The sequence below is a fragment of the Streptomyces sp. NPDC051567 genome (genome assembly GCF_044454165.1).
Classification (GTDB): domain Bacteria; phylum Actinomycetota; class Actinomycetes; order Streptomycetales; family Streptomycetaceae; genus Streptomyces.
Window position 1 is genome coordinate 26,852 of the sequence record NZ_JBITDK010000003.1, and the last position, 16,346, is coordinate 43,197.

Genomic DNA, 16,346 nt, shown 5'->3' on the forward strand with positions numbered 1-16,346 from the left:
ATGCCGCAGGCCAGCACGAAACCGACAGCATCCAGCCGCGACATAGGGATGGATCTGGGAACCGCGAACACCCTCGTCTACGCACGGGGCCACGGGATCGTCCTCAATGAGCCGTCCGTGGTCGCGGTCAGGGCGGGGACCGTCACCGCCGTGGCCGTCGGCGCCGAGGCCAAGGAGACCATCGGGCGCACCCCCGGCTCCATCACCGCGATCCGCCCCCTGAAGGACGGCGTGATCTGCGACTACGAGGCCGCCGAGGAGATGATCCGGCACTTCGTGCGCAAGGCGGTCCCCGGCCGGCGCGCCCGTTCCCGCACCCGGATGGTCATCTGTGTGCCCTCCGGGGTGACCCCGGTCGAGCGGCGGGCCATCGTCCAGGCCTCCACCCGGGCCGGGGCCAGGGCCGTCCACCTGATCGAGGAACCGATGGCGGCGGCGATCGGCGCCGGGCTCCCGGTGGACGAACCGCGCGGGTCGATGGTGGTGGACATCGGCGGCGGCACCTGCGAGGTGGCCGTCATCTCGCTCGGAGGCATCGTCACCTCCCGCTCGCTGCGGGTCGGCGGGGACCGGATGGACACGGCGATCACGGACCACGTCCGCAAGGAGCACGGGCTGCTCATCGGCGAGCGCACCGCCGAGGACGTCAAGGTGGCCATCGGCTCGGCCTGGCCGGTACCGGACCGGCCCGAGCTGGAGAATCGTTCCTTCACCGTGCGCGGGCGCGAGCGGGTCGGGGGCATGCCCCAGACCCTCCAGCTGACCTCCGCGGACGTGCGGGCCGCGCTCGACGAGCCGGTCCAGGCGATCATCGCCGCGGTCCGCGCCACCCTGGAGGAGTGCCCCCCGGAACTCTCCGGCGACGTGATGGAACACGGCATCGTCCTGACCGGCGGCGGCGCCCTCCTCCCCGGCCTGGACCTGCGGATCGCCTCCGCGACGGGCATCCCGGTCTTCGTCGCGGACGACCCCCTGGACTGCGTGGTCCTGGGCACGGGCAAGTGCGTCGAGAACATGGACAGTCTTTTCTGAGGGCTCGGCTCGCCTCCGGGGCAAGTGAGCCGAAGAACTCTCACCACCCGCTCCTGGTCCCGCCTTCGGGCGAGTGAGCCGAAGGGGCGCGCCTGGCGGGGGTCCCCCCGGACGGAGTCTGGGGGCGAGGTCGAGCGCGCGGAGGAACGCGAGGTACGAGCGTTCTGAGCACGTACCTCGCGAGTCAGGCTGCAAGCGCCCCGGAGGCGAACCGAGCCCTCAAAAAGAAGGCAGGGTGGCGACAACGGTGTACGTGTGCTCCGTGCGGGTCGCCGTCAGGGTGCCGCCCAGGCTGTGGACCCGTTCGGCCATGCTCGCCGTGCCCGAGCCCGCCGAGACGGGGGCCCGGCCCGGGGTGCGGGCGGGCAGGGCGTTGCTGATGGCGATCCGCAGCCGGGGGCCGTCCGTCGTGATCGACACCTCGACGGTCTCGCCGCGGGCGTGCTTGGCGGCGTTGGTCAGGCACTCCTGCACCACTCGGTAGACCGCCGCCTGCCGCATCGGCGACAGCGCGTACACCTGCGGGTCCATGTCCAGCCGTACCGGCGACCCCGCCCGCCCGCTCTCCTGCGCGAGCGCGGGCAGCCCTTCCACGCCCGGGGTGGCGGCCCGCTCCCCGCGCTGCACGATGATGTCGTTGAGCACCAGGTGGGCCCGGCGCGCGGTGTCGGCGAGCTCCTCGAAGTCCTTCGCGTACGCCGTCTCGCGCGACCGTACCGACAGCACCTCGGACCGTACGGTCAGCAGGGTCAGTTCGCGCCCGACGAAGTCGTGCACGTCGCGGGCGACGGAGGTGCGTTCCTGCTGCACGGCCCGGGACACGGCGGACTCGGCGCGCCGGGCGGTGAGCTCGCACACCAGGTCCTGCCGGTAGGCGGCGATGCCGACGGCCGAGGCGAGGACCCCGATGGGCACCACCAGGCTGAGGAGGGAGCTGAGAGTGGCGGCCCGCGGCTCGGGCCAGCCCGGTACGGCGAACAGCACCAGCGCGAGCGCGACGAACCCGGTGGTGGCGAGGATCGCGGCCCGGCGGCCCCGGTAGCGGCCGATCGAGTAGAGCGCGAACTGGATCAGTGTCAGCTCGTGCAGCCAGCCGATGAGGAGCAGCGCGGTGAGGTACGGGAGCCAGGGCATCCGGCGGCGCACCAGCAGGCTCGCGCAGCCCGCGGTGAGCACGGCGGCGGCGAGCGGGCCGCTCAGCGAGTTGTCGGCGGCGGCCAGCCCCGGCAGGTCCAGCGCCATCAGGCCGAGGCAGCTCAGGGCGGTGAGCACGTCCAGCGCGCGTGGTGACCCGGTCCAGCTCTCGACGTGCCGGCGTCCGGCTGCCGCGGCCCGGTGGAGCGCGGTGACGGAGGGCTTGACGGGCATGTCTTCCATCATCCGTGGTCGCCGCGACGGATCGGATCGCCTGGCCCGGCGGAGGAAGTGAGATGAGGCACTCCGGTTACTGCGGGCCAGGAACCGGCCCCCCTGCGTACCGGCGCCCGGCACACCGACACCCCCGCCCACCTGCCCGCCGGGCACGCGAAAGGCCCCCGCAGCCGCTCCTTGGGTTCCAGTGGTCGTTGCAACACCGCCTGGTTTTAGGTGGTGAGTAGATCACGTAGACGCTCGGCTGGGTTTGCCCAGCCGAGCGTCTTGCGTGGGCGGCCGTTGAGTTCCTGGGCGACGTGTTCGAGGTCTTCGGGGCTGTGGGCGTTCAGGTCGGTGCCTTTGGGGAAGTACTGGCGCAGGAGTCCGTTGGTGTTTTCGTTGGAGCCGCGCTGCCAGGGTGAGGCGGGGTCGCAGAAGTAGACGGGCATGCCGGTGGCCAGGGTGAACTGCTTGTGGCGTGCCATCTCGCTGCCCTGGTCCCAGGTGAGGGAGCCGCGCAGGTGTGCGGGCAGGGTCTGGATGGTGCGGACAAGGCCGTCGCGGACGGTTTCGGCGTCGTGGGCTCCGCCGGGCAGGTGGACCAGCATCGTGTAGCGGGTGGTCCGCTCGACCAGGGTGGCGATCGCGGAGCGGCTGTTCGCGCCGATGATCAGGTCGCCTTCCCAGTGCCCGGGCACCGCCCGGTCCTCGATGCTGGCGGGGCGGTCGCTGATCATCACCATCGGGTCGGTGAACCGCGGCGTGCGTGCGGCAGGGTCGCGGTGGGGTTTGCGGCGGGTGCGTCCGCTGCGTATCGCGGCCTGCACTTCCCGCTTCAGGCCGCCACGGGCCTGGAAATACAGTGCCTGGTAGATCGTTTCCACGCTCACCCGCATGCTCTGGTCGTCGGGATGCTCCTGGACCAAAGCGTGGCAGATCTGCTCCGGTGACCACCGCATGCGCAGTCCGTCGCGGACGAAGCCGCGCAGCGGGCTCTCGTGCAGCAGTTTGCGGTCCTTGGGGCGTGGCCTGCGTGAGGCGGCTGCCCGGTGCGCGGCATAGGGCTGGTAGCCCTGGGTGCCCGAGTTCGCCCGGATCTCCCGCATGACTGTGCTGGCCGGCCGGCACAGAGCCTGGCCGATCGCCCGCAGCGACTGCCCGGCGGCATGAAGATCACGGATCTGCTCCCGCTCGGCGAGCGTCAGGAACCTCGGGTGCAGGTGCTTCTCCAGGGCCGCCAGGCCCACCGGTGCTGTAGTCACACCGCCCATCGTGACGGTCCCCGTGGTGTAGTCGACACGGCGGCCGTCGGCGTAGGTCCGGGAGGTGCTGCTCTTCTTGACGCCCCAGTCCCAGTCCTTGGCCGTGCGCTCGTTCACGCCGACCTGCCGGGCCGCCGCACGCCGTGCGACACCGGCGGCACGCAGACGCTCGTACTCCTCACGCCCAGGATGCCGTCGTGACAGGCGCACAGATCCACGACCGGCTTTCCTGGCCCAGCCGAAGGCCGTGTTCCGGTTCATGCCCAGCTCACCCGCCACCACCGTCACGTTCCCCACGACATCCAGCCGCGCGAGAAAACGCTCCTTCAACCCCGCAAGATCAACCAGCTCAACGGCCACGGTCCTCGCAACTCCCACAGATCGCGGGTGTTGCGAGGACCGTTAGAACCCAAGCCGGCCGCTGCCGGTGCGGGGGCCTCCCGTACGCCTGGCCGCTACGCGGCGGGCAGGGAGTCCAGCTGGGTCCGGATGCGGGCGATGTCCGCCTCGGCCTTGGCGAGACGGCCCTTGATCTTGTCCACGACGTTGTCGGGGGCCTTGGCGAGGAACGCCTCGTTCCCGAGCTTCGCCTCCGCCTGCTGCTTCTCCTTCTCGGCGGCGCCGAGGTCCTTGGAGAGGCGCTTGCGCTCGGCCGCCACGTCGATGGTGCCCGACAGGTCGAGCGCGACCGTGGCGCCCGCGACCGGGAGGGTCGCGGTGGCGCTGAAGGAGTCGCCCTCCGGCTGGAGCCGCAGCAGCTGCCGGATCGCGGCCTCGTGCGCGGCCAGCGCGGTACCCGCCAGGTCCAGGCGGGCCGGGACCTTCTGGCCCGGCTGGAGCCCCTGGTCGGCGCGGAAGCGGCGGACCTCGGTGACGACCTGCTGGAGGTTCTCGATCTCGGCCTCGGCGGCCTGGTCGCGGAACCCGCTGTCCTTGGGCCAGTCGGCGACCACGAGGGACTCACCGCCGGTCAGCGTGGTCCACAGCGTCTCGGTGACGAAGGGGACCACCGGGTGCAGCAGGCGCAAGGTGGTGTCCAGGACCTCGCCGAGGACCCGGCCGGAGACCTTGGCGCCCTCGCCGCCCGCGAAGAAGGTCGTCTTCGACAGCTCGACGTACCAGTCGAAGACCTCGTCCCACGCGAAGTGGTAGAGGGCCTCGCTGAGCTTCGAGAACTGGAAGTCCTCGTAGTACGCGTCCACCTGCGCGATGGTCTCGTTCAGCCGCGACAGGATCCAGCGGTCGGTCGCCGACATCAGCTCGGGCGCCGGCAGCTCGCCCTCGGTGGTCGCGCCGTTCATCAGCGCGAAGCGCGTGGCGTTCCAGATCTTGTTGGCGAAGTTCCGGGACGCCTGGACCCAGTCCTCGCCGATCGGGACGTCGGTGCCGGGGTTGGCGCCCTTGGCCAGGGTGAAACGGACGGCGTCGGAGCCGTACTTGTCCATCCAGTCCAGCGGGTCCACCACGTTGCCGAAGGACTTCGACATCTTCTTGCCGCGCTCGTCACGGACCAGGCCGGTCAGCGCGATCGTCTTGAAGGGGACCTCGCCGTCCATGGCGTACAGGCCGAACATCATCATCCGGGCGACCCAGAAGAAGATGATGTCGTGCCCGGTGACCAGCACGTCCGTGGAGTAGAACTTCCGCAGCTCCGGGGTCTTCTGCGGCCAGCCGAGCGTGGAGAACGGCCACAGGCCGGAGGAGAACCAGGTGTCGAGGACATCGGTGTCCTGGACCCAGCCCTCACCCGTGGGCGGCTGCTCGTCGGGACCGACGCAGACGGTCTCGCCGTTCGGGCCGTACCAGACGGGGATGCGGTGGCCCCACCACAGCTGGCGCGAGATGCACCAGTCGTGCATGTTGTCGACCCAGTCGAAGTAGCGCTTCGACATGTCCTCGGGATGGATCGCGACCCGGCCGTCACGGACGGCGTCACCGGCCGCCTCGGCGAGCGGCTTGACGTTGACCCACCACTGGAGGGACAGCCGCGGCTCGACGGTGGTGCGGCAGCGCGAGCAGTGCCCGACGGAGTGCTGGTACGGGCGCTTCTCGGCCACGATCCGGCCCTGCTCGCGCAGGGCGCCCACGACCGCGGCGCGGGCGTCGTAGCGGTCCAGGCCCTCGAACGGCCCGTGGACGGTGATGACACCGCGCTCGTCCATGATCGTCATGGACGGCAGCTCGTGGCGCTGGCCGATGGCGAAGTCGTTCGGGTCGTGCGCGGGGGTCACCTTCACCGCGCCGGTGCCGAACTCCGGGTCCACGTGCGTGTCGGCGACGACCGGGATGGTCCGGTCGGTGAGCGGCAGCTTGATCCGCTTGCCGACGAGGTGGGCGTAGCGCTCGTCGTCCGGGTGGACGGCGACGGCCGTGTCACCGAGCATCGTCTCGGCGCGGGTGGTGGCGACGACCAGCGAGTACTCGCCCTCGCCGTAGCGGATCGACACCAGCTCCCCGGCGTCCTCCTGGTACTCCACCTCGATGTCGGAGATGGCGGTCAGGCAGCGCGGGCACCAGTTGATGATGCGTTCGGCGCGGTAGATCAGCCCGTCGTCGTAGAGCTTCTTGAAGATCGTCTGGACGGCCTGGGAGAGGCCCTCGTCCATGGTGAAGCGCTCACGGCTCCAGTCGACGCCGTCGCCCAGGCGCCGCATCTGGCCGAGGATCTTGCCGCCGTACTCTTCCTTCCACTGCCAGACCCGCTCGACGAACTCCTCGCGGCCCAGGTCGTGGCGGGACCGGCCCTCCTCGGCGAGCTGCTGCTCCACCTTGTTCTGGGTGGCGATGCCCGCGTGGTCCATGCCCGGCAGCCACAGCACCTCGTGCCCCTGCATCCGCTTGCGGCGGGTCAGGGCGTCCATGAGCGTGTGCTGGAAGGCGTGGCCCAGGTGGAGGGAGCCGGTGACGTTCGGCGGCGGGATGACGATGGTGTACGGGGGCTTCTCGCTCGCGGGGTCGGCCGTGAAGTACCCACGCTCCACCCAGCGCTCGTAGAGCTTTCCTTCTACCTCGGCCGGCGCGTACTGGGTCGGCAGTTCGGAGTCGGGGCTGCTGGGTGTCTGCGTGTTCTCGGTCACGGGGCACAGTTTAGAGCCGTGGCGGTCCAGTCATGAAACCGGTTGCCGGACGGCCGGGTGTCCCGTGGCCACCGGCTTCCGCCAGGATGCGCGAACCGCGGGAACGATCACCGGGGGGACCCCGTGATCGCCGTGGCCGTGGCGGCACATGCGCGAGGGGGGCGCGGGTCCGCTACGCGGACTTCTCGTGCGGGCCCTGGTCCTTCGGGACGATCCGGGGCACCAGCGTCGGGTTGACGTTGGAGCGGACCACGTCCGAGGTGATGACGACACGGGCCACGTCCTTGCGGGACGGGACCTCGTACATCACCGACATCAGGACCTCTTCCATGATGGCGCGCAGGCCGCGCGCGCCGGTCTGGCGCAGGATCGCCTGGTCCGCGATGGCTTCGAGGGCCTCGCGCTCGAAGTCCAGCTCCACGCCGTCGAGTTCGAACAGTCGCTGGTACTGCTTCACCAGGGCGTTGCGCGGCTCGATGAGGATCTGGAGCAGGGCCTCGCGGTCCAGGTTGTGCACCGAGGTCAGGACGGGGAGGCGGCCGATGAACTCGGGGATCATCCCGAACTTCACCAGGTCCTCCGGCATGACCTCCTGGAACTGGTTGCTCGCCTCGATCTCGCGCTTCGAGCGGATCGTGGCCGCGAAACCGATGCCCTTGGCCCCCGCCCGCGACTCGATGATCTTCTCCAGGCCGGAGAAGGCGCCGCCCACGATGAAGAGGACGTTCGTCGTGTCGATCTGGATGAACTCCTGGTGCGGGTGCTTGCGCCCGCCCTGCGGCGGTACGGAAGCGGTCGTGCCCTCCAGGATCTTCAGCAGGGCCTGCTGGACGCCCTCGCCGCTGACATCACGGGTGATCGACGGGTTCTCGCTCTTGCGCGCGACCTTGTCGATCTCGTCGATGTAGATGATCCCGGTCTCGGCCTTCTTGACGTCGTAGTCCGCCGCCTGGATCAGCTTCAGCAGGATGTTCTCGACGTCCTCGCCGACGTAGCCGGCCTCCGTCAGCGCCGTCGCGTCCGCGATGGCGAACGGCACGTTCAGCATGCGCGCGAGCGTCTGCGCGAGGAGGGTCTTGCCCGAGCCGGTGGGGCCCAGCAGCAGGATGTTGGACTTGGCGAGCTCGATCGCGTCGTCCCGGCCCGTCCCGCCGCCGTTCTCGCCGGCCTGGACCCGCTTGTAGTGGTTGTAGACCGCTACCGAGAGCGCCTTCTTCGCCGGCTCCTGGCCGACGACGTAGCTCTCCAGGAACTCGTAGATCTCACGGGGCTTGGGGAGTTCCTCCCACCGGACCTCGGAGGTCTCCGCGAGCTCCTCTTCGATGATCTCGTTGCAGAGGTCGATGCACTCGTCGCAGATGTACACACCGGGTCCTGCGATGAGCTTCTTCACCTGCTTCTGGCTCTTTCCGCAGAACGAGCACTTGAGCAGGTCGCCGCCGTCACCGATGCGTGCCACGAGGTGCTTCCCCTTCGCCTGGGAGACGCCTGGTTCAGCGCTCCTGGTGCCTCATATCCGACGGTACCTTGCCGGGGGCCCCGTGCGGGGCCCCCTTGGCATGGTTCACATCGCCGAATCCGGCAGCGTGCCCACGCCAACTGGCGGCAAGGATCAGGCCGAGCTCTTGCGGGTCGAGACGACCTGGTCGATCAGGCCGTACGCGAGCGCGTCCTCGGCAGTGAGGATCTTGTCGCGCTCGATGTCGTCGCGGATCTTCTCGATCGGCGTCGTGGAGTGCTTGGCCAGCATGCTCTCCAGCTGGTCGCGCATGCGCAGGATCTCGTTGGCCGCGATCTCCAGGTCGGAGAGCTGCTCACGGCCGGTACCGCCGGAGGGCTGGTGGATCAGCACACGGGCGTTCGGCAGGGCCATGCGCTTGCCGGGCGTACCGGCGGCGAGCAGGACCGCCGCGGCGGAGGCCGCCTGGCCCATGCAGACCGTCGAGACGTCCGGCTTCACGAACTGCATCGTGTCGTAGATGGCCGTCAGCGCGGTGAAGGAGCCGCCGGGGCTGTTGATGTAGATCGAGATGTCCCGGTCCGGGTCCATCGACTCCAGGCACAGCAGCTGCGCCATGACGTCGTTGGCGGAGGCGTCGTCGATCTGCACGCCGAGGAAGATGATGCGCTCCTCGAAGAGCTTCGCGTACGGGTCGTACTCGCGCACGCCCTGCGAGGTGCGCTCGACGAAGCGCGGGACGACATAGCGGTTGTCCACCTGCGGGCCGGTGTAGAGGCCGCTCGCGGAGAAGTTGTTCTGCATCTGGGTGTTCACCATCCTGGTGGCGTTCTGCGGGCTGAGGCTTGCCCGGCTACGGGCGGGCGTACGGGAGGTCGCGCCGGGATCAGGCCCCGGTGCCGCCGCCGCCCGGGACCAGGGACGCGGCGGAGATGATCTCGTCGATCAGGCCGTACGCCTTGGCCTCCTCCGCCGTGAACCAGCGGTCGCGGTCGCCGTCGCGGATGATCGCCTCGACCGTCTGGCCCGAGTGGTGCGCGGTGATCTCAGCCATGCGCTGCTTGGTGCGCAGCAGGTACTGGGCCTGGATCTTGATGTCCGAGGCGGTGCCACCGATACCGGCGGAGCCCTGGTGCATCAGGATGTCGGTGTTCGGCAGCGCGAAGCGCTTGCCCGCCGTACCGCCGGTGAGCAGGAACTGGCCCATCGAGGCCGCCATGCCCATGCCGATGGTGACGACGTCGTTCTTGATGTACTGCATGGTGTCGTAGACCGCCATGCCGGCCGTCACGGAGCCACCGGGGCTGTTGATGTACAGGTAGATGTCCTTCTCCGGCTCGGCGGCCAGGAGGAGGAGCTGCGCCGTGATCTTGTTCGCGATGTCGTCGTCGACCTGCTGCCCGAGGAAGATGATCCGCTCGCCGAGCAGCCGGTTGTAGACATGGTCGCCGAGGCCGCCACCGATGGACGGCTCACCCGCGGCGTAAGGCATCAGATTCGTCACGTATCCACCTGCTCGTCTCCGACGGCCACATGCCGTCTCAGCGTCTCGTTCTGGGGCGCGGACCGGCCGTGCGGGCGATGCCCGCCGGCGTCGGGTACTCCCGTGCCCTCGTATTCATGGACCCTAACGCGCAGGTAGGACAACGCCATCCCGCTTCCCGAACTGTTCGCTCGGAGCGCAAGCTCCGGGGGGCCGGCGGCCCCCGCGCGGAAGGGCCCGGACGCGGCTGCGTCCGGGCCCTTCGGCGGCTGTGCGGTGGGCGTCGCCCCGGGGTCTCACCCGGGGCCGTGCCCGGCCTTACTTGGCCTCGTCGGCCTTGGCCTCGGTGTCACCCTCGACGGCGGCCTCGACCGTCTCGGCGGCCTGCTCCTCGTCCTCGTCGGAGAGGTCCACGACCTCACCCTTGGTGTCGACGACCTTGGCGGCCTCGACGACGACCGCGAGGGCCTTGCCGCGGGCGACCTCGCCGACGAGCATCGGCACCTGGCCACCCTCGACGACGGCCTGGGCGAACTGGTCGGGGGACATGCCGGAGGACTGCGCGCGGCGCATGAGGTGCTCGGTGAGCTCCTCCTGGTTGACGCCCAGCTTCTCCTTGTTGACCAGCGCGTCGAGGACGAACTGGGTCTTGATGCCCTTGATCGCCTGCTCGGCGGTCTCGGCCTCGAACTCCTCGACCGTCTTGCCCTGGAACTCCAGGTACTTCTCGATGGTCAGACCCATCTGGCCGAGCTGGTGGTGCTCCAGGTTGTGCTTGCGGGTCTGGACCTCGTCCGCGAGCAGCTTCTCGGGGATCGGGACCTCGACGAGCTCCAGCAGCTTCTCCAGGACGCGCTCCTGGGCCTGCGTGGCCTGGTCGTACTGCTTGATGTTCTCCAGGCGCTTGAGGCTGTCCGCCTTCAGCTCCTCCAGGGTGTCGAACTCGCTCGCCATCTGCGCGAACTCGTCGTCCAGCTCCGGCAGCTCACGGGCGGAGACCTTGGTGACCTTGACGGTGACCTCGGCGTCCTTGCCCTCGGCGGAGCCGCCCTTCAGCTGGGAGGTGAAGGTGGCCTCGCCACCGGCCTCCAGGCCCTTGACGGCCTCGTCGATGCCTTCGAGGAGCTCGCCCGAGCCGATGGTGTAGGACACGTCGGAAGCGACGCCGTCCTCCAGCACCTCACCGTCGACCTTGGCCTCCAGGTCGATCGTGACGACGTCGCCGTCCTGGGCGGCGCGCTCGACGTCCTTGGTGGACGCGAAGCGGTCGCGCAGCTGCTCGACGGACTTCTCGATGTCCTCGTCGGAGACCTCGATGGCGTCGACCTCGACCTCGATGCCGGAGTAGTCCGGGATCTCGATCTCGGGGCGGACGTCCACCTCGGCGGTGAAGGCCAGCAGCTCGCCGTCCTTCAGCTCCGTGATGTCGACCTCGGGCTGGCCCAGCGGGTTCAGGTCCGCCTCGTTGACGGCCTCGGTGTAGAACTTCGGGAGGGCGTCGTTGACGGCCTCCTCCAGCACCGCACCGCGGCCGAAGCGCTGGTCGATGACGCGGGCAGGGATCTTGCCCTTGCGGAAGCCCTTCACCGTGACCTGCTGGTTGATCTTCTTGTAGGCCGCGACGAGGCTGTCCTTGAGCTCCTCGAAGGGCACCTCAACAGTGAGCCGAACCCGAGTCGGGTTCAGGGTCTCCACGGCGCTCTTCACGGTTCGGTCTCCTTGTGGCTGACTGCTGGGGTCTCTGCCGTCACGCTGTGATGCAGCGGTTCGGCGGATCGGGCCCGGTACATCAGACACACGGGCACGCAGCTTGCATAGTAACCGCAAGCGGCAATCAGCCCACAACGCGATCTTGCGATCGGACGCCGCCGGATCGGCCGGACGCCGGCTGGAGCACGCCTGCGGAGGCCGGAGAACCTGGCCGAGGACAGTGCAGATGGTCGGGGTGGCCGGATTCGAACCGACGACCTTCCGCTCCCAAAGCGGACGCGCTACCAAGCTGCGCCACACCCCGTCGGTGCGACACGTAGGGTACATGCCCGGAGACCCTCCGACACGCGCCCGTTCACCACGCGGGCGCGAACGCGCCGCGCGAAGGCGGTGTGCACTCCCCCGGCACGACCCGCTAGGATGCTGTCCGTGCCGCCCTCCCCGGAGCCGCGGCACGCGTCTTGCGGGCGTAGCTCAATGGTAGAGCCCTAGTCTTCCAAACTAGCTACGCGGGTTCGATTCCCGTCGCCCGCTCCAGTTCGTACACGAAGAGCCGGTCCCCGCCGTGGTGGGGACCGGCTCTTCGTGTTTCCGGAGGTGTTCCGGGGCGTCCCAGGTCGGGGTCCCGGGCGGGGCGGGGCTCAGAGCTTGATGTTCGCGACCATCGTCGCGACGGAGTTCAGGAAGCGGTTCACGTCGTCCGCGATCGAGCTGGACGCCAGGAAGAAGCCGAAGAGGGCCGCGACGACCGCGGGGCCCGCCTTGAGGTGGTTGCCCCGGATCAGCACCACCAGGATGACCGCCAACAGAACCACCACTGACAGCGAAATGGCCACTACTGATCACACCTTCGGTCGTCCCCTGGTCGGCCCGGGGTGCACGGCCCTGTGCACCCCCACGGGGGTCATCCTCCCACCAACAGGGCCCGGCTATCCGCGCCGTGGGGAATCGCCTCGGGCACGTTCCCGCCAACCATGGCCCCGCGCAGCGGGTTTCGGACCCCGGGTGGAGGGTCCGGAGCGCCGCACGGGACCGGGGCGCGCGGGGGCCCGGCGGCCTCCCGGGCCGGTGACGGGCCTGGTCAGAGGAGTTTTGCCGCCGCCGCGCGGAGGGCTTCGGCGGCCCGGTGCGCGTCGGCCCGGGTGGTGCGCCAGTTGGCGAAGGCGGCGCGCAGGGCCGGAGTCCCCTCGTACACCGTGGGGGTGACGAAGACCTCGGCGGAGGCGGCCTCGCGGAGGGCGGTGAGGCGGGCCGGGGTGGGGTCGGCGGCGAGGGTGAAGCAGACGACGTTGAGGCGGACCGGGGCGAGCACGCGGAAGGCGGGGTCCCGGTCCAGTTCCGCGCCGAGCGTCCGGGCGCAGTCGATGTCGCGCTCGACGATCTCCCGGTGGCCCTCGCGGCCGTACGCGCGGAGCGTGAACCAGGCGGCGAGGGCGCGCAGCCGGCGGGAGTTCTCCGGGGTGAGGTGGACGAGGTCGGGGTGGTCGCCGAGGGGGCCCAGGTAGGCGGCGGAGTTCTGGAAGACGCGGGCCTGCAGATCGCGTCGGCGGGTGAACTGGACCGCGCTGTCGTACGGGACGTTGAGCCATTTGTGCAGGTCGACGCAGAGGGAGTCGGAGAGGTCGAGACCGTCGGTAAGGTGGGCGTGGTCCGGGGAGAGGGTGGCGAAGGCTCCGAAGGCGGCGTCGGTGTGGAGCCAGAAGTCGTGGCGGTCCTTGAGCGCGGCGACGGCACGCAGGTCGTCGAAGTCGACGGTGTTGACGGTGCCCGCGTTGGCGACGACGACGGCCGGGCCCGGGATGTCGGCGAGCGCGCGGTCGAGCGCGGCGGGGTCGACGGCCTCCCGGCCGGGGAGGGTCGGTACGGGGACCAGGGCGCGGCGGCCGAGACCGAGGACGGACAGGGCCTTGCCGATGGAGGAGTGCGGGGCCCCGGAGAGGACGCGGACGGGCCCGAGGGCGGCGGCGCCGTCCTCGGCCGGGGAGACGCCGAGGCGCTCGCCGAGCCATTCGCGGGCGATGGCGAGGCCGGTGGTGTTGGACTGGGTGGCTCCGCTGACGAAGGTGCCGGTGTGGGCGGGGCCGAGGCGGAAGAGCTCGCGGAGCCAGCCGACGGTCTCGCGTTCGAGCTGCTGGCCCGCGCCGTCGAGGGCGGAGTTGGAGTTCTGGTCGTGGACGGCGGTGAGCCAGTCCCCGGCGAGGGCGGCGGGGGTGGCGCCCCCGGTGACGAAGCCGAGGTAGCGGGGTCCGGCAGAGGCCGACAGGTGCGGGGCCCAGCGTTCCTGGAAGGCGGCGAGGGCCTGCTCCGTGCCGGTGCCGTGCTCGGCGAGGGGTTCCGGGGCGGGTCCGGGTCCGTGCGGCCCCGCGGGAGGCGGTACGACGGGACGCGCGTCCAGGGCCGCGAGCGTGCCGGCGGCGGCGCGGCGGGTGGCGTCGAGGAGGTCGGGGAGCCGTGCGAGGTCGGCGGCGAGCGTGCGGTCCATGGGGGCACGGTAGGCGTCGGCGAGGCCGTGGGAACGGGCCAATCCGGGAGGATTGGCCCGCCCGGGAAGGGCCGGGGAAACCTCACCGGCCGGGGCGGCGGAGAGCCGCCCCGGCCCGGTGGTGTCACGGGGCCGGACCACGAGATCAGGCCACGGGGTCAGGCCGCGGGGGTCAGACCGCGTCGCCGGTGCCGAAGTCCAGGAGGACGGAGTCGTCGGCCTTGTACATCACGAGGTTGCCGTTGCGCTCGAAGACGAGCCGGGCGCCGGGGTTGCCCCAGGTGCTGGTGTGGTCGAGGGCCCCGCCCCTGCCCTCGCCTCCGTCCTTCTTGTAGATGACGAAGTTGCCGTCGGTCTGCATCCGGGCGTAGGCACCCGGGCTGTAGATGTCGGTGTACAGACGTGCGGCACCGGTGTCGCGGTCGCGGACGGTGAACCAGCCCTGGCTCTCCATCGCCATGATGGCGTTGTCGGCCCACGTCCACTGGCCGGGGGCCAGGTTCTCGCCCCCGTCGAGGACGTTGTCGACCATCCAGGTGGCGGTCGCCCAGGCGGGGGTGTTGTTGAAGCGGTAGAGCACGAGGTTGCCGTCGCTCTGGAGGCGGAGGCTGGTGTCCGGCAGACCCCAGGTGCCGCTGTTCCAGAGGGCCCCGCCCTTGCCCTCGCCGCCGTCCTTCTTGTAGAGGACGAGGTTGCCGTCCTTCTGGAAATGGAGGTAGGCGCCCGGGTTGCCCCAGGTGTCCGCGCTCCACAGCACGCCGCCGGCCTGGTGGACCAGTACGAGGTTGCCGTCCGCCTGCATCGACAGCCAGACGTTCTTGCTGTCGATGTAGGTGCCGGACAGCAGCTTCTCGCCCGGCCGGAGCGCGAGGTCGGTGGGTTCTTCGTTCAGTGCGCGGGCCCCTGCCCCTGCCGCGGATTCGGCCTTGGCCCTGGCGTCGCCCTTGCCGTGCGGCTGGGCCGAGGACTTGAAGACCGGCGCGGCCGGGCCCCGGCTCCCGGGCTGCTCCGCTCCGGGCTTCGTGAACGGGTTCCCGGTGGCCTGGGCCGCCGGGGCCACGAGGACGCCGGCCGCCAGGGCGGCCGCGACGAGCCCGCCCGCCCAAGCCGCACGCGTGCGCTGCACGTTCATGATGTTTCCCCCCATCAATACCGATCAGATGCGATCGGCGACGATCAGTGTGCCCAGCCTCCACGGCCCGCGCAAAACGTTTCCGCGGCCCGGCGCGTCACGGTCCTCAGGACGGTACGGGCCACCCCGACGGAGCCGCCGCTCGCGGCCGGGCGGTCAGCGGGAGCGGCGGATCAGCAGCAGGGCGCGGTCGTCGTTGACGTCCTTGGCGACCTTCTCGATCAGGTGCCAGGCCGCGCCGTCCCAGCCCGCCGACACATAGCGGTCGGCCTCGCCCGTCAGGCGGTCGATGCCCTCGGCGATGTCGCGGTCGGAGGTCTCCACGAGGCCGTCGGTGAAGAGCATCAGCACGTCGCCGGGGCGCAGGCTGCCCTGGGCCGCGAGGAACTCGGCGCCGTCGTAGACGCCGAGGAGCGGGCCGTCGCCGGTCTTCTCCTGCCAGCGGCCGGTGCCCGCCGAGAGCTGGAGCGCGGGGAGGTGTCCGGCGGAGAGGAGTTCGTAGTCGCCGGTCTCCAGGTCCAGGACGAGGTGGATGGAGGTGGCGAAGCCCTCGTCCCAGTCCTGGCGGAGCAGGTAGCCGTTGGCCGCGGGCAGGAAGCCGTGCGGCGGCAGCGCGCCGAGCAGTCCGCCGAAGGCGCCGGACAGCAGCAGGGCCCGGGAGCCGGCTTCCATGCCCTTGCCGGAGACGTCGGTGAGGACGACCTCCAGGCTCCGGCCGCCGTTGGTCCGGGCGGCGACCACGAAGTCGCCGGAGAAGGACTGGCCGCCGGCCGGGCGCAGGGCCATGTCGTGGTGCCAGCCGCGCGGCAGGGCGGGCAGCTTGCTCTGGACCCGGATGCGTTCGCGCAGGTCGAAGAGCATGGTGCCGCCCCGCCGCCAGGGCACCCCGACGCGGCTGCGGAACTGGGCGATGACCAGGCCGAAGAACCCGCAGGCGGCGACCACGAGCACCGTGCCGGGGGTGACCCGGGCGGGGCCCTCGGTGTAGGGGCCGAGGACCAGCGCCTCGACGATCAGAGCGGTCGCGGAGGCCGCGTACAGCGCGAGCAGGCTCGCCGGGCGCAGCAGCAGGCCACCGGCCACGATCGGCAGGACGAGGGCCGAGGGGGAGAACCAGACCGGCAGCATCAGGGTGCCGCAGGCGATGGCGGGGACGGTGAGGAGCAGTCCGCCGAAGGCGAGCCAGTCGGAGGCGTCGCCGCGGAAGTAGTCGACGGCGGATTTGCGCAGGGCGGTGCGGGCCCGGTGCGACAGCATGCGCATCCGGGCCATGAGGGTCTCCACGCGTGCTCCGGCCATTGCTTCGGGACCTTATCCATCCTGGCTGTGCGCGCGCAGGGGTACCCCCGGACCTGC

General features: G+C 70.6%; 12 protein-coding genes and 2 tRNA genes. 2 read left to right on the forward strand and 12 right to left on the reverse strand.

Annotated elements, in window-relative coordinates:
* On the forward strand, window positions 1-1,032 hold the full coding sequence (locus ACIA5F_RS04285) for a rod shape-determining protein (RefSeq protein ID WP_399348962.1): 1,032 nt from the start codon (window positions 1-3) through the stop codon (window positions 1,030-1,032).
* Window positions 1,033-1,251: 219 nt separating this feature from the next.
* Here the strand turns inward: ACIA5F_RS04285 and ACIA5F_RS04290 are convergent, their stop codons facing one another.
* From ACIA5F_RS04290 to ACIA5F_RS04325, 8 genes are all read right to left on the reverse strand, one after another.
* Window positions 1,252-2,400, reverse strand: coding sequence for a sensor histidine kinase (locus ACIA5F_RS04290; protein ID WP_399348964.1), 1,149 nt, complete (start codon window positions 2,398-2,400; stop codon window positions 1,252-1,254).
* Between the two features lie 215 nt (window positions 2,401-2,615).
* On the reverse strand, window positions 2,616-3,656 hold the full coding sequence (locus tag ACIA5F_RS04295) for an IS30 family transposase (RefSeq protein ID WP_399349568.1): 1,041 nt from the start codon (window positions 3,654-3,656) through the stop codon (window positions 2,616-2,618).
* 446 nt (window positions 3,657-4,102) lie between these two features.
* Window positions 4,103-6,724: a valine--tRNA ligase gene (locus tag ACIA5F_RS04300; RefSeq protein WP_399348966.1), complete on the reverse strand. Its 2,622-nt coding sequence runs from the start codon at window positions 6,722-6,724 to the stop codon at window positions 4,103-4,105.
* A 172-nt stretch (window positions 6,725-6,896) separates the two neighbouring features.
* Window positions 6,897-8,183: an ATP-dependent Clp protease ATP-binding subunit ClpX gene (gene clpX, locus ACIA5F_RS04305; RefSeq protein ID WP_399348968.1), complete on the reverse strand. Its 1,287-nt coding sequence runs from the start codon at window positions 8,181-8,183 to the stop codon at window positions 6,897-6,899.
* 153 nt (window positions 8,184-8,336) lie between these two features.
* Window positions 8,337-9,002 carry an ATP-dependent Clp protease proteolytic subunit gene (locus tag ACIA5F_RS04310; RefSeq protein ID WP_399348970.1) on the reverse strand — a complete coding sequence of 222 codons (666 nt, stop codon included), beginning with the start codon at window positions 9,000-9,002 and terminating at the stop codon, window positions 8,337-8,339.
* A 67-nt stretch (window positions 9,003-9,069) separates the two neighbouring features.
* On the reverse strand, window positions 9,070-9,687 hold the full coding sequence (locus tag ACIA5F_RS04315) for an ATP-dependent Clp protease proteolytic subunit (protein ID WP_355406789.1): 618 nt from the start codon (window positions 9,685-9,687) through the stop codon (window positions 9,070-9,072).
* A gap of 297 nt (window positions 9,688-9,984) precedes the next feature.
* The gene (gene tig / locus ACIA5F_RS04320; RefSeq protein ID WP_399348972.1) at window positions 9,985-11,373 is read right to left on the reverse strand and encodes a trigger factor; all 1,389 of its coding nucleotides are present in this window, start codon (window positions 11,371-11,373) and stop codon (window positions 9,985-9,987) included.
* Between the two features lie 230 nt (window positions 11,374-11,603).
* Window positions 11,604-11,680: transfer RNA gene (locus tag ACIA5F_RS04325), tRNA-Pro, on the reverse strand.
* Window positions 11,681-11,839: 159 nt separating this feature from the next.
* Here ACIA5F_RS04325 and ACIA5F_RS04330 point away from each other — a divergent pair.
* Window positions 11,840-11,913, forward strand: a tRNA-Gly gene (locus tag ACIA5F_RS04330).
* Between the two features lie 104 nt (window positions 11,914-12,017).
* Here ACIA5F_RS04330 and ACIA5F_RS04335 read toward each other — a convergent pair.
* The 4 genes from ACIA5F_RS04335 to ACIA5F_RS04350 all read right to left on the reverse strand — a co-directional run bounded on the left by ACIA5F_RS04335 (window position 12,018) and on the right by ACIA5F_RS04350 (window position 16,289).
* Window positions 12,018-12,212: a hypothetical protein gene (locus tag ACIA5F_RS04335; protein ID WP_399348974.1), complete on the reverse strand. Its 195-nt coding sequence runs from the start codon at window positions 12,210-12,212 to the stop codon at window positions 12,018-12,020.
* Between the two features lie 245 nt (window positions 12,213-12,457).
* Complete coding sequence (locus ACIA5F_RS04340) at window positions 12,458-13,858, reverse strand: pyridoxal phosphate-dependent decarboxylase family protein (protein WP_399348976.1); 1,401 nt, start codon at window positions 13,856-13,858, stop codon at window positions 12,458-12,460.
* Window positions 13,859-14,030: 172 nt separating this feature from the next.
* A complete protein-coding gene (locus ACIA5F_RS04345; protein ID WP_399348977.1) occupies window positions 14,031-14,984 on the reverse strand; it encodes a hypothetical protein in 954 nt (317 codons plus the stop codon).
* A 162-nt stretch (window positions 14,985-15,146) separates the two neighbouring features.
* Window positions 15,147-16,289: a PP2C family protein-serine/threonine phosphatase gene (locus ACIA5F_RS04350; RefSeq protein WP_399348979.1), complete on the reverse strand. Its 1,143-nt coding sequence runs from the start codon at window positions 16,287-16,289 to the stop codon at window positions 15,147-15,149.
* Between the last annotated feature and the right edge of the window lie 57 nt (window positions 16,290-16,346).